Raw genomic sequence first — 12,913 nt, 5'->3', positions numbered from 1 at the left:
GAAAAACGCCTGAAAGGTTATAAACCCTTCAGGCGATTCCATTTATGATCTCGTCTGCATACGACGTATTTCAAGCGACATTTTTTCTTTTTTAATCTGCTTCTTCACTTCACTGAAGGTAACAAATGTTTTACGCGACTCATCGTATAGACGGAATCTGATTGATTCCAGACTTGAACGCATTGTGATCGTCGTCGCCTGGTGAAGCGGCGGTGTTGATTCATGCGCTTTTTCAAGATGATAGTTCGGTACTCTCGGGCTTAAATGGTGTACGTGATGATAACCGATGTTACCAGTCACCCACTGAAGCACTTTTGGAAGCTTGTAGAATGAGCTTCCATCTACAGCAGCTTTTACATAATCCCACTCAGATTCATCCTCGAAATAAGAATCCTCGAACTGATGCTGTACATAAAACAGCCAGATCCCCAGGAACCCTGAGATAAACATGATTGGACCATGTACAAGCAGGAACGCTTCCCAGCCGAGCCATAAAATCATACCTGTATATAAAACAACAATTGATGCATTTGTGATGTATGTGTTCTTACGCTCTTTAGGACGGGCATCTTTTCTGTTCATACGATTTGTTACAAGGAACAAATAAATCGGCCCAAGCCCGAACATCACAAGCGGATTACGGTACATTCTGTAAGAAAGACGCTCTTTCCAAGAAGCTTTTTTATACTCTTCCACTGTCATAATCCAGATATCACCTGTTCCGCGCTTATCAAGATTACCACTTGTCGCATGGTGAATTGAATGCTCACGCTTCCACTTTTCATACGGAAACATCGTGACAATCCCTGTTAATGTACCAACAATATTATTCAGCTTTTTATTTTTGAAAAATGATCCGTGGCAGCAATCATGGAAAATAATAAAGATCCGTACGACAAACCCTGCCGCCGCAATGCCAAGACCTAGTGTTAAAAAGTAAGAAATCTCAAGACTCTGGTACGCCAGAAACCATAAAATAAAGAATGGCGGTATTGTATTTATCATTTGCCTGATACTTGCTTTCATATCTGCTTTTTCATAAGGAGAGACACTTTTGCGCAGCTCTGCTGTTTTCTGTTTACTCATGTTTTTCCTCCTTTTGTAACTCTTATGACCTCATCATAAAGCTTTCCCCAAAACAAAATAAGTCATGAGTGTAAGGAATAAGATATGACACTTGTCATATATAGAAAAGCGGAAGGCGCTTGGTCAGCTCTGACAGGCATAAGACGCGGAGCGGAAAATGGGTGACCTCCCCATTTACCGATGCGTGGCTTATGACCCGAAGAGCTAGCGCCTGGAGCTGGACACCGAGAAAAGCGGAAGCAGGCGTTCAGGTCCGACAAGCATAAGGCGCCTTGAGAGAAATGGGCGACCTTTCCCATTTTCTCAAGGTGACTTATGACTCGAGGACCTGCCTGCTGGAGCTGGACACCAAGAAAAGCGGAAGGCGCTTGGTCAGCTCTGACAGGCATAAGAAGACACGGTTCTGGATAAATACAGTCAAGTCTAAAGCTAATTGCAACATCCCGGCGGGTGATTGCGACAACCTCCCGGGTGGATCGAGACATCTTGGAGCCAGATTGATACATCTCCATCCATAACACCGACATCTGTCCTTCATGCACTTAGGTAACAGACTTTTGTGTCTCAAGAGCATTAAGAGAATGTGGTGCAACAAGTTTATATTGGAAGGTGACATGTTGGGCGGGAATAGTGACACCCTGACTGTAAATTGCAACAACTCCCCTGGCGTATCCCGACAACCTCAAGCCAAATAGATACTTCCCCGGCCAAAACACCGACATTTGCCCGAGAAAACCCATCACAAAAAACACGCTTGAATTCACTCAACCTGCACATACTACTTCCGAGGTGAGCCATATGAGGACTTTTTTAGCTGCTGCATTCAGCTTTCTGCTAGTTTATTCAACAGCAATGGCTGAGGAAAATCGGCAGACACTTTTAAACGAACGTTTGACTTATTACACTGCCTATCATCACCAAAGCGTGCCGTGGTATTATCTTGCAGCGATTGATCAGTTTGAGCGGAATATTCAGCCGCTCAGGCAGGATATTGAGAAAACAGACGGTCCGCTTGCCCTGACCATCCCTGTTGATCGCTGGTTCGGTCCGCTTCATCCGGATCAGTCAAATCTATCGCCGTATTTTATTGAATTTTTTGGAGGCATTGGACAGGATGCAAATGGAGACGGAAAGGCTGACCCGAATGACCCGGAGGATATTTTTGGATCAATGGCAGATTACATTAACAGCTATGGTTCTTTTAAGGATGCTTTACATGCTTACTATGAAAGAAAAGAATCCGTCAGTCAGATCATGACGATTGCTGAGTTATATCAGCAATTCAACACGCTTGACCTGTACACCCACGTGTTTCCACTGCAAAAAGATTATTTATACAGCTACAGGTCTACATGGGGTGGCAAACGGGGCTGGGGCGGACGCAGAATGCATGAAGGGACTGACCTTTTTGCAGGCTATGGTACCCCTGTTCTTGCTACGACATACGGGAAAATCGAAGCCCTCGGGTGGAACGACTATGGCGGATGGCGAATTGGTCTCAGAGACATCCATAACGTCTACCATTATTACGCCCACCTCTCCAGTTTTAAAGAAGGACTGAAGCAGGGCGATATTGTAAAAGCCGGTGACCTGATTGGCTATGTTGGAAGCTCCGGTTATGGAAAAGAAGGAACGAGTGGCAAATTTCCTCCACACCTGCATTATGGCCTGTATATCGATAACGGTAAAAACCAATGGGCATACGACCCAACCCCTTCTCTTAGAAAATGGGAATCAAGCTGACCTGCACATTCGCTGAGCAGGTTTCTTTTAGTTACCCGAAAGACCGATTATAATAGATTTTGTGACATAACATTTTCGATTGAAGAAGGAGGAGTAACATGATGACTAGAAAATTCTTAGAATCATTTACTTTTAAAAATGGAATTACGCTTAAAAATAGAGTGCTGATGGCACCAATGACGAATTTTTCTTCACAGGATAACGGTGAAGTAACAGAGGCAGAACTTGAATATTACCGCGTCCGTTCTGGCGGCGTTGGTGCAGTCCTGACTGCAGTTGCCAATGTAACGGATGACGGTAAAGGCTTCAATGGTGAGATCGGCGCGCACCGTGATGATCTTGTCCCAAGTCTTAAAAAGCTTGCTGACACGATTAAAGGTGAAGGCGCAAAAGCGATTTTACAAATCTTTCACGCTGGCAGAATGTCACCGCCTGAACTGCTTCCTGATAAACAGACAGTGAGTGCAAGTGCTGTAGCACCTGTACGTGAAGGGGCAATGACACCTCGCGAGCTGACAAATGATGAAATTGAAACAATCATTAAGGCATTCGGTGATGCAACACGCCGTGCAATTGAAGCAGGATTTGATGGCGTGGAAATTCACGGCGCAAATACGTACCTGATTCAGCAGTTCTTCTCACCTCACTCAAACAGACGTAATGATAAATGGGGCGGATCTGTTGAAAAACGTATGATGTTCCCGCTTGCAATCATTAATGAAGTCAATCAAACGGTAAAAGAGTTCGGTGATGAATCATTTATCGTTGGATACCGTCTATCACCTGAAGAACGCGAAGAGCCTGGTATCACAATGGAAGACACGCTGACATTTACAGATCGTCTTGCACAGGAAGACCTTCACTACCTGCATGTATCTGTTATGGACTTCCATCAGGGCTCCATGCGCGATGAGTCTGATACAGCATCACGTGTTCAGCTGATCCAGGACCGTATCGGCGACAAACTGCCAATCATTGGCGTTGGATCACTTCATACGCCAGATGATGTGGAAAAAGCAATGGACGGTGGCGTACCGCTTATGGCGCTCGGCCGCGAAATTATTGTTGAGCCGGAATGGATTCAAAAAGTTGAAGCAGGACGCGAAAGTGATATCAGAACATCACTGTCAGTTGATGACCGTGAAACACTCACTGTCCCTGAACCACTATGGCAGGCAATTGTAAATACTAAAGGCTGGTTCCCTGTAAAGGAACACCAGGAAGCATAATGAAAAATCCCCACTCACACCTGGAGTGGGGATTTTTAAATTCCCGGTTGTTGTTAATAAGCTCACACAAGAGGGAATATTAATCATTAAGTTCCCTTAAGGAGGTGCCTCTATGAATAAAGATCCAGATATAGAAAAAACGCTTATTCAGCAGCATCTCGCCAATGAACGAACGATGCTTGCCTGGATCAGAACCGCTATCGCCCTGATCGGAATCGGATTTCTGGTCACGAACCTTCACTACACAATTGAAACATCCGGCGCTTATAACACAGATTCCTTCATTAACTTTATCGGCTTCTTTTCAGTATTTCTCGGTATCTTAACGATTATTCTTGCCATGATTTCTTACTTTAAAAATGCCAAATCTATTAATAATCAATCGTTTCATTCTTCAAGATATACGGTGATTCTTCTTGGTGTGTTCGTACTGATTGTTGCGATGTTGTTTGCCATTTATTTTGCGTTCAGCCTCTAGCTTCTTCTACCCTTTTTAATAAAGGGTATTTTTTATACTTGCATTCATTTTTGGGATATGATTAACTTACATTTATAAAACGTAATCGTTACGATTTGAAAAGGAGATTTTATAAATGGCTAAAAAATCAAAAGTGGTAAAAGAAAAAAAGCGTCAGGCGCTTGTTGAGAAGTATGCAGAGAGAAGAAAAGAATTAAAAGAAGCCGGTGACTACGCGGCATTAGCAAAACTTCCGAGAGATTCAGCTCCTTCTAGATTGAAGAATCGCTGTGAAGTAACTGGCCGTCCACGTGGATTTATGCGAAAGTTCAAAATGTCGAGAATTGCTTTTCGTGAGTATGCACATAAAGGTCAGGTGCCCGGTGTTAAAAAATCAAGCTGGTAAGGAGTATGTCTGATGAACCCTTATTTACTGGAGATACTGGAGAGAGATTGCGTAAGATCACTCGCTCCTCTCGATCAATCGTTATATACATTTGTTACTGAAGCTGAAGAAAAGATTGCTGCTCAATGCGATACCAAAGAAGAGTTTCTTCAAAAACTTGTAGAGCATTCTCCACATACACTTGCAGCACAGCAGTTTAATCTGACTTTTGAACAAGTGATGATGAGGATGAAAAAAATTGAAATTTATATTGATGACCAGATCAACCAGAAATTGAAACGTCTGAAGTGGGAAGAGAAAACACCTGTCAAGCGACACCCGGGTGCAGTCACTTCCCAGTACTTTCTGCTGACTGTCTAGAGGTGAGAACATGTTTGAATGGCTGATTGCCGGGGGCGGTATACACGGCTGTACAATCGCTGCACAACTAATAAAACAAAACACCATAAAGCCGGACCAACTAAAAATTATTGATCCCAACCCTGAGCCGCTTGCTGAATGGAAAGAGCGTACAGCATTCATCGACATGCCCTATCTGCGCTCACCCGGCGTCCATCATCTGGACATCAATCCATTCAGCCTTAAGCAATACGGGAAACGATCCGGCACTGAAACAGATTTTTACGGACCATACAGCCGGCCATCACTGCACCTGTTTAATGAACATTGTGATCACATAATTGAGGAGACTGCATTACGGGAGAGCTGGCATACTGGTTTCATTAGCAGGATTGTCAGAGAAAGCGGGCATTGGCTTGTTCAGACAGAAGCGGGCCAGCACTTTCATACCAAAAACCTCGTGATCGCAACCGGTATAAACCGGCGTCTGTTTTTACCTGAATGGGGCTACAAAGCTAAAAGACTGGCTCCTTCCCGTGTCTCACATGTATTTGATGACAGAAAAGCCTCACCAGAAGGTCCGATTGCTGTGATTGGCGGTGGAATCAGCGCTGCCCATTTGACAATCAGCCTCGCTAAACAATTAGCAGGCCAGGTCACCCAGGTTACGAGACACGCCTACAGGGTGCACGATTTTGACAGTGACCCTGGTTGGCTCGGGCCGAAATATATGGATGGCTTTAGTAAAATGAACGCACAGGAAAAGCGGCGTACGATCCAGCAGGCAAGACATAAAGGGTCAATCACGGCTGAGCTGAATCAAAAGCTTCATCACTTCAGAAAAAAAGATGCCTATCATCTTCTGATTGATGAAATCGTTAATATTGAGTATAAACATAATCAGTTTATCCTGATCACTCAGTCCGGAAAAGAGCTGAAGGTCAGAACGATTTATTTTGCAACAGGGTTTGCTCCTGACGTCATGTCCGCTGACTTTCTGGCTGATCTCATTAAAAAAGAGAACCTGCAGTGCGCACACTGCGGATTCCCTCTTGTTAATCACAAGCTTGAGTGGTGCGACCATTTATTTGTTTCCGGACCGCTTGCTGAGCTTGAGCTTGGTCCTTCTTCAAGAAATGTGATTGGGGCAATGAAAGCTGCTGATCGAATCACTGCAGCTTTCTCCTACTAATCCTTTCTTCTGAACCTGGCAGCAATATATAAAACCATAAAAAGCAGCGCTAAACTCAGCAGGATGTTCGTTGAGAAACCTCCGAAGATCCATGCGCTCTCTCCAGCATATGTGAATAACAGGCTGACGGCTGCCAGGAAAAAGAAGAAGATTGAGATAACGAGTAGAATCAGCTTCCACCCCTGCTTGAACATGTAAATCCCTCCTATACTTCCACCACTTCTTTTTCAACACCTGAATCTTCATGGTGACGTGCACTCTTCATCAGTCTTTCCAGATGCTTTTTAAATAGATACATCACAATCAGATGAACATTGGCCTGTGTATATTTATAGATAAACCATGGCATCGCAGGTTCATATTCGTGAATTGCAATGATACATTCCTGCGTATCCGGAATCTGTCTGAACTCAATTCTTCCACGGCTGTTTTCTTTGATCGAAGCAAACCGGCCGCCTGTTATTTTATAGAGTGCCCTGTACTGATCACTTTCATCAGGGGCATATGACAGCTCAAGTAAAGGCTTATTTTTGTTCAGCAGAAACACCTGACCCTTTTTGTGTGAATCGACCTCGGTCCACAGTAGCGGCTTCGCAAGTGTGGCAAGCCAGTCCATATATTCCTCCCCTGCCCACTCTCCATTTTTACCTTCCGGCAGCAGCACGCGCTGAACAGACCGGACATCATTCCCCGTTGGATTCGGTTTCAGATAATCAGGTGCACCTGACGATTCCTCTTCCTCTTCCAAAGCCGTTTTAGCAGCTTCCTTAAAAGAGATCTGTCCATCACTGATGCCTTCAACTTTGTTTTTAGCGACCATTGGATGCTGTAGACTTTCCACCAGCGGATAAACCATTTCCTTTGAAGCACCTGTAACCAGCATGACCCACAAACGCGACAAGTTGACTGTCATAAGTGGAACGTCTATGACCCTCGGTTTTTTCCCCATGACTTCAGCAGTCTGAATCATCATATCTTTATATGTCATAACTTCAGGTCCACCTACATCAATAGACCGGTCCTCCACTTCCTCATTGCCTACACTTTTATTTAAGGATCCCACAACATCTTTCAGTGCAATTGGATGGGTTTTGGTACGTGTCCACTTAGGCAGCAGCATAAATGGCAGTCTTTTTGCGAGTTTGGACAAAATCGGGAATGAAGATCCTTTTGGTCCAACAATCAGTCCCGCACGAATGGTTGTAACAGGCGTTCCATATGCCCGGAGCACCTTTTCCACTTCAAGACGGCTGCGTAAATGACGACTCAATTTATTGCGCTCTTCATTCTGCGGTACAATCCCGCTCAGATAAATAATCTGCTTTACACCCTGCTTTTTAGCTGCCCGGGCAAAGTTATCTGCTAAGATCAGATCCATATCCTCAAATTTTGCCTGTGTTAATTTTGCTGCGGGCTTCATAGAATGGATCAGATAAATCGCATAATCTACTCCTTCAAGCGCTTTTTCTGCATCTTTCATCGAAAAGAAGTCAGCAGAACGCCAAGTGACGCGTTCTGTATTTTCTTTATCGTCACCGCTTCTTGAAAGTGCGATCACATCTGCTTTTTCCTGAATCTGTTCAAGCAGATTTCCGCCTATGTACCCTGTAGCCCCTGTCAACGCAACGACCGGTCTGTTGTTTCCCATAAAATCGTCTCCTTTAATTTGTCTTATCTAATGTATATACCCGGAAAAATCCAGGTACTAACAATTGAGAGCAGATGCTTTTGAGCATAGAAAAAAGACCTGGACAAGTCCCGGTCTTTTGATCGTTTCGCTGCGCTGCACTATGTTTTCACATAGAGTAGCATTATTTTCAACTAAGTTCTGCCTTCTTCACAAGCTGTTCTGTCGCCAGTGATAGTCCGCTCGTTGTTTCATTGATCTCCTGAATAGAGCTTACGATTGTTTCAAGGTCTCTTTTGTTGCGGCCGAACATCTCAAGATAGTTTTCCATCTCCATCTGGAAGGTTGTTAATCCGGTTTTGACCCGTTTCACATTATCCTGTGAAGCATGGTTTTCCTCATTGAGTTCCTTCATCTGTACAACAAGCGACTGGATGCCTTTGTTGTTCTGATCAATCAGTCCATTAATCTGCCCGCTCAGTGCCTTTGCGTTCTCAGCAAGTTTTCTGACCTCGCTTGCTACAACTGCAAAGCCTTTTCCATGCTCACCAGCTCTCGCCGCTTCAATTGAGGCATTTAATGCAAGCAGGTTCGTCTGATCAGCAATGGCTTCAATGCCCTGTGTCATTTTAATGATTTCTTCAGATGTATTTTTTAAATTATTCATCCCTTCTACTGACAATCCAACCTTTTCAGCAGACTGAACAAATTGTCTTTCCATTTCATTCATCAGCTTTTCATTTTCTTTGGCAAGTCCTACAAGATTTTTGCTGGACTTTTCTGTCTGCCCCGTCTCTTCTAAAATCTGTGCAGCACTTTCACTTGTTCTGATAACCGTATGCTCGGCCTGTGTGACTGAAGCTGCAACCTCCTGGCTGACAGAAGCAATCTCCATTTGCAGCTGTTCATTGCGCTGATTGGCTTCTTCAAGCGCATTCATTCTGATCGTCATATAATGGTCTGTTACAAGCTGTGAATCGAGGTTCATCACATGCGTAATTGCTAAAATTGACTTTTGCAGCTCATCAGGGTCCTTATGAAGCTGCTCTACTACTTTAGGAATGAGCAGGGTCTGAAAAGATGCATAGGTTGCAAGAAACCAGGTAACCGGTACTCCGAATCTGTTATGTGTTTCTCCCATTCTCTTACGCATTGCAAAATACTCATCATCCAGTTTCCCACTGAGTAAGCTCCTGAAGTAATCAGCAAATACTTTCTTGAGTCTTTCACGTGTTGATGATTCTGAAGCAACCTTTGCCATTTCAGGACTTTTCATTAAATGATCGAGTACAGTTTCCAGAATATCATCCAGTATAGAGGTAATAACCGGACTAAGTTCCTGCAGCTTTTTAATATGCTCCTGTTTGAATCCCATATAAAATAATCTGTCTGCGAGCTCTCGTTTTGTATTGGCAATCTCTGCTTTTGCAGGATAGGTCATTGGCGCATTGTAGTAGGAGATTTCTTTTCTTTTAAATGTCAGCATTCATATACCCTCACTTATATTATGATAATAGTCCTCTTATTATATACTAATTCTTTATTCCTATACCCTATTTATCATAAAAAACTTTCCGGTTGTGTCTTTTTTAAATGTGCACAAAAAAAACCGGGACAACTCTGTCCCGGTTTTAAAATCATTTCGCTGCATTCCAACTCAATGAAAGGTCATATCAAGTTACTTATACACCTATTACCAGTTTATTATTAATCATTCTGAAAAAGGCTGCGAAGCTCGAGTGGATTGTGCACGAGATCAGCGAGTGTGTATTCGTCCAGTACCTTTAGATAGGCCTGGAGTGCTTTTGCAAGTGCATGCTTCAGTCCGCATACCGGCGAAATAACACAGTTTCCTCCGCCTGGCTGAAAGCATTCAACCAGTTCAAAATGATCCTCCGTTTTTCTGACCACTTTTCCCACATTAATCTCTTCAGGTTTTTTTGCAAGACGGATCCCGCCTTTTCTGCCTCTAATGGTTTCAATGAGGCCAAGCTTGCCGAGCTCGTGCGTGACTTTCATCAGATGGTTTTTCGATATCTGATACGCGTCAGCAATTTCCTGAATGTTAGAAAGCTCCCCCTCTTCTTTTGCACCGAGATAAATCAGCACGCGCAGAGAGTAATCTGTGTATAAAGTTAATTTCATTAACCTCACCCTATCTATGATTGAGCCTTAATTATACATGTAAAGACATCTTACTGCCAAAACGAAAGTTTAGTTGTGTCTATTTTATTAAAGATGTATTCCATATATTGCTTTTAAAACCAGATGCCTTATTATTAAGATATATAAAAAATACATCTTTAATGGAGTGATTGATTACATGCTATCTCAACAGACAATCGATACGGTAAAAGCCACTGTCCCTGTACTCGAAGTAAAAGGAACTGAAATCACAACCCGTTTTTATTCAATGCTGTTTGAAGCGCATCCTGAATTACTCAATATTTTTAACCATGCAAATCAAAAGCAGGGACGCCAGCAGACAGCGCTTGCCAATACAGTCTATGCAGCTGCCGTTCATATCGACCAGCTTGAAGCGATTATTCCTGCAGTAAAAAAAATTGCTCATAAACACCGCAGTCTCGGCGTATTGCCGGAGCACTATCCGATTGTAGGGGAATACCTGCTGAAGGCAATAAAAGACGTACTTGGCGATGCTGCTACAGATGAGATCCTTCAGGCATGGGGTGAGGCATACGGCGTGATCGCAGATGCATTCATCTCAATTGAAAAGGACATGTATGATGAAGCGGCTTCAGCTGATGGCGGATGGAAAGGGTTTAAAGACTTCGTCGTTGCTAAGAAAGAGCAGGAAAGTTCTTTGATTACATCCTTTTATCTGAAGCCTGCTGATGGAGAAAACCTGCCCGCTTTCAAACCGGGGCAATATATAACGATCCGTACGAGAATTCCAAGGGATGAATATCTTCTGAACCGTCAATACAGCCTGTCTACTGCGTATACACCGGACTACTACAGAATTTCTGTTAAAAAAGAAGCTGAGATGGATCCGAATGGGCGTGTATCAACATTCCTTCATGATGAATTAAAAGAAGGAGATACGCTTGAGCTGAGCGTACCTGCAGGAGATTTCTTCTGTAACATCCATGAAGAGCATCCGCTTACGCTGATCAGCGGCGGTGTTGGAATCACACCGATGTATACGATGCTGAAGTCAATTGCTGCAAAAAACGCAGACCGTCCAGTTACCTTTATCCATGCTGCGCGTAATCAGGACGTTCGCGCCTTTGGAGAAGATGTTCAGGACACTGTCGCAAAGCTTGTGAATGGTAAAAGCTATATTGTCTATGAACAGGAAGGTCTTGATGGAGACTTCACAGGGTATATCAATGCTGAAGTATTAAAGCAGGCAGCAAACCTTGAAGGTGAATTCTTCGTGTGCGGTCCGGTTCCATTTATGGAAGCAGTGATTCAATCGTTGACTTCAATCGGGGTTCCTGCTGAAAAGATTAACTTCGAATTTTTCGGTCCTGCGATGGCGATTAAAACTGAGCAGACTGTGTAATGTAGATAGTGAGTGTGAAAGCCTTCGTTTTGCGGAGGCTTTTTTCTATGGCTTTATTGCATGCGGGGATGTGACCCGAAATTCCCCCGATCCGACAAAGTCCCACTGCTCTCCCACAACTCCACAACTTTTTCTCATAAAGGGTATCCCTTCTCCCCTCCACTTACGATCTAGTGAGTGAAAGGAGGTGATCAGCATGCCAAGCGTAACTACAGACAACGTCAGAATCAGCCTGCTGTTTGATGCAGGACTGAACGAAGCAGGCAAACCATTTACAAAGCGTAAGACTTACAGCAGAGTCCGCCTGAATGCATCAGCAGAGCAGATGTATAACACTTCAGTCGCACTGGCTTCTCTTTCAGGCTACCCGCTTATTGAGATCGGCCACATCGAAACAGGCGCCGTAACAATCTAATCACAAAAAAAATTTAGAAAGGGGGAATCCACATGAATAAAACATTAGAGCTTGTTTTTATCACTGAAGAAGGCAAAAATGCTTCTTTGACAGTAGATAACCCACTTGAGCCGGTTGATCCGGCAGCGGTTCAGGCTGCGATGCAGGAAGTGATTGATGAGAATCTATTTATTTCTCCATCAGGTGCACTTATCGGCATTAAAAGCGCACGCGTTGTATCAAGAGGTATTGAAGCAGTTGAATTAGGCGTTTAATTAGAAAAGGCGGTCGGCTTAAGGGCTGACCGTCTTTACAATTTCACGAAAGGAGCTGAAGGAATGGAGCAGTGGATTTCTTTTATCAGTGACGTTGGTTTTCCAATCATTGTGACGTTGTATTTACTTCACCGGATTGAAGCCAAGCTTGAAGCAGTCATCCAGTCCATTCATGGATTAACTGAAGCGGGAAATAGCTAAATACAAAAAGAACCTGAAACGGATAACCGTTTCAGGTTCTTTTATTTTCCCCGGGCGCTTGATACCAGCCCATTTTCTTCCACAGCAAATAATAAGCAAATGCGAAAACGGCTGCCGCAACAATATTCACAGGAAATAACACTTCTCCATTTTGAATCAGATCAAAAATGCCCAGCAGACCAAAAACCATAATGAAGACGCCTATTGCGCGCTTTTTCATTGCTGCTCTTTTTTACGTCTTTTCACTTCGAAATACCACATTAACATTGTAAAGAAGAATCCAAACATCACAGACTGGACTGCGTTTGGTCCCCAGTTAATCTGATCAGCAAGTGCAAGATCCCATAGCGCAGAGAAAACAAAATAAATGACGGTATAAATAACAAAACGGATCACAAATGACAATGTTGACGCTCCTTTTAATCAGCTTTTTTC

The 12,913-nt window shown here is 43.4% G+C and carries 17 protein-coding genes; 10 read left to right on the top strand and 7 right to left on the bottom strand.

Features of this window, described 5'->3' with window-relative positions; all coding sequences use genetic code 11:
• Positions 1-42 precede the first annotated feature (42 nt).
• A complete protein-coding gene (gene desA / locus DH10bf12_RS06905) occupies positions 43-1,086 on the bottom strand; it encodes a Delta(5) desaturase DesA (RefSeq protein WP_471737779.1) in 1,044 nt (347 codons plus the stop codon).
• A 798-nt stretch (positions 1,087-1,884) separates the two neighbouring features.
• Here desA and DH10bf12_RS06900 point away from each other — a divergent pair.
• The 6 genes from DH10bf12_RS06900 to DH10bf12_RS06875 all read left to right on the top strand — a co-directional run bounded on the left by DH10bf12_RS06900 (position 1,885) and on the right by DH10bf12_RS06875 (position 6,452).
• Positions 1,885-2,829: a M23 family metallopeptidase gene (locus tag DH10bf12_RS06900; protein ID WP_471737778.1), complete on the top strand. Its 945-nt coding sequence runs from the start codon at positions 1,885-1,887 to the stop codon at positions 2,827-2,829.
• 98 nt (positions 2,830-2,927) lie between these two features.
• Positions 2,928-4,058 carry an NADH-dependent flavin oxidoreductase gene (locus DH10bf12_RS06895; protein WP_471737777.1) on the top strand — a complete coding sequence of 377 codons (1,131 nt, stop codon included), beginning with the start codon at positions 2,928-2,930 and terminating at the stop codon, positions 4,056-4,058.
• Positions 4,059-4,170: 112 nt separating this feature from the next.
• Positions 4,171-4,536 (top strand): YidH family protein, encoded by a 366-nt coding sequence (locus DH10bf12_RS06890; protein ID WP_471737776.1) that lies wholly within the window; start codon positions 4,171-4,173, stop codon positions 4,534-4,536.
• Positions 4,537-4,651: 115 nt separating this feature from the next.
• On the top strand, positions 4,652-4,921 hold the full coding sequence (gene rpsN, locus DH10bf12_RS06885) for a 30S ribosomal protein S14 (RefSeq protein WP_471737775.1): 270 nt from the start codon (positions 4,652-4,654) through the stop codon (positions 4,919-4,921).
• Positions 4,922-4,933: 12 nt separating this feature from the next.
• Complete coding sequence (locus DH10bf12_RS06880; RefSeq protein ID WP_471737774.1) at positions 4,934-5,281, top strand: hypothetical protein; 348 nt, start codon at positions 4,934-4,936, stop codon at positions 5,279-5,281.
• A 10-nt stretch (positions 5,282-5,291) separates the two neighbouring features.
• Entirely contained in the window at positions 5,292-6,452 is a 1,161-nt protein-coding gene (locus tag DH10bf12_RS06875; protein WP_471737773.1) for an FAD/NAD(P)-binding protein, read from the top strand.
• Here DH10bf12_RS06875 and DH10bf12_RS06870 read toward each other — a convergent pair.
• The 4 genes from DH10bf12_RS06870 to DH10bf12_RS06855 all read right to left on the bottom strand — a co-directional run bounded on the left by DH10bf12_RS06870 (position 6,449) and on the right by DH10bf12_RS06855 (position 10,224).
• The gene (locus tag DH10bf12_RS06870) at positions 6,449-6,646 is read right to left on the bottom strand and encodes a hypothetical protein (protein WP_471737772.1); all 198 of its coding nucleotides are present in this window, start codon (positions 6,644-6,646) and stop codon (positions 6,449-6,451) included. The two genes, DH10bf12_RS06875 and DH10bf12_RS06870, sit on opposite strands and share 4 nt — an antisense overlap.
• Before the next feature lie 11 nt (positions 6,647-6,657).
• Positions 6,658-8,100, bottom strand: coding sequence for an NAD(P)H-binding protein (locus DH10bf12_RS06865; protein ID WP_471737771.1), 1,443 nt, complete (start codon positions 8,098-8,100; stop codon positions 6,658-6,660).
• A 169-nt stretch (positions 8,101-8,269) separates the two neighbouring features.
• Positions 8,270-9,565, bottom strand: a complete 1,296-nt coding sequence (locus DH10bf12_RS06860; protein WP_471737770.1) for a protoglobin domain-containing protein — start codon at positions 9,563-9,565, stop codon at positions 8,270-8,272.
• Positions 9,566-9,786: 221 nt separating this feature from the next.
• Positions 9,787-10,224, bottom strand: a complete 438-nt coding sequence (locus DH10bf12_RS06855) for an RrF2 family transcriptional regulator (RefSeq protein ID WP_039807032.1) — start codon at positions 10,222-10,224, stop codon at positions 9,787-9,789.
• Between the two features lie 178 nt (positions 10,225-10,402).
• On the opposite strand from DH10bf12_RS06855, the gene hmpA reads away from it, so the two are divergent.
• The 4 genes from hmpA to DH10bf12_RS06835 all read left to right on the top strand — a co-directional run bounded on the left by hmpA (position 10,403) and on the right by DH10bf12_RS06835 (position 12,478).
• Positions 10,403-11,608: an NO-inducible flavohemoprotein gene (hmpA, locus tag DH10bf12_RS06850; RefSeq protein ID WP_471737769.1), complete on the top strand. Its 1,206-nt coding sequence runs from the start codon at positions 10,403-10,405 to the stop codon at positions 11,606-11,608.
• Positions 11,609-11,804: 196 nt separating this feature from the next.
• Positions 11,805-12,023, top strand: a complete 219-nt coding sequence (locus DH10bf12_RS06845) for a DUF1659 domain-containing protein (RefSeq protein ID WP_039807028.1) — start codon at positions 11,805-11,807, stop codon at positions 12,021-12,023.
• Positions 12,024-12,055: 32 nt separating this feature from the next.
• Entirely contained in the window at positions 12,056-12,277 is a 222-nt protein-coding gene (locus DH10bf12_RS06840) for a DUF2922 domain-containing protein (protein ID WP_471737768.1), read from the top strand.
• Between the two features lie 63 nt (positions 12,278-12,340).
• Positions 12,341-12,478, top strand: coding sequence for a YvrJ family protein (locus DH10bf12_RS06835; RefSeq protein ID WP_374097783.1), 138 nt, complete (start codon positions 12,341-12,343; stop codon positions 12,476-12,478).
• 31 nt (positions 12,479-12,509) lie between these two features.
• Here the strand turns inward: DH10bf12_RS06835 and DH10bf12_RS06830 are convergent, their stop codons facing one another.
• Together DH10bf12_RS06830 and DH10bf12_RS06825 are read right to left on the bottom strand one after the other, a co-directional pair.
• Positions 12,510-12,698 (bottom strand): hypothetical protein, encoded by a 189-nt coding sequence (locus tag DH10bf12_RS06830; protein ID WP_471737767.1) that lies wholly within the window; start codon positions 12,696-12,698, stop codon positions 12,510-12,512.
• On the bottom strand, positions 12,695-12,883 hold the full coding sequence (locus DH10bf12_RS06825) for a hypothetical protein (RefSeq protein ID WP_471737766.1): 189 nt from the start codon (positions 12,881-12,883) through the stop codon (positions 12,695-12,697). The genes DH10bf12_RS06830 and DH10bf12_RS06825 overlap by 4 nt, the downstream gene beginning before the upstream one ends.
• Between the last annotated feature and the right edge of the window lie 30 nt (positions 12,884-12,913).

The organism is Jeotgalibacillus sp. 10bf12 (assembly GCF_055597105.1).
The sequence above is the reverse complement of the archived record's forward strand: the minus strand, read 5'-3'. Positions and strand labels throughout refer to the sequence as shown.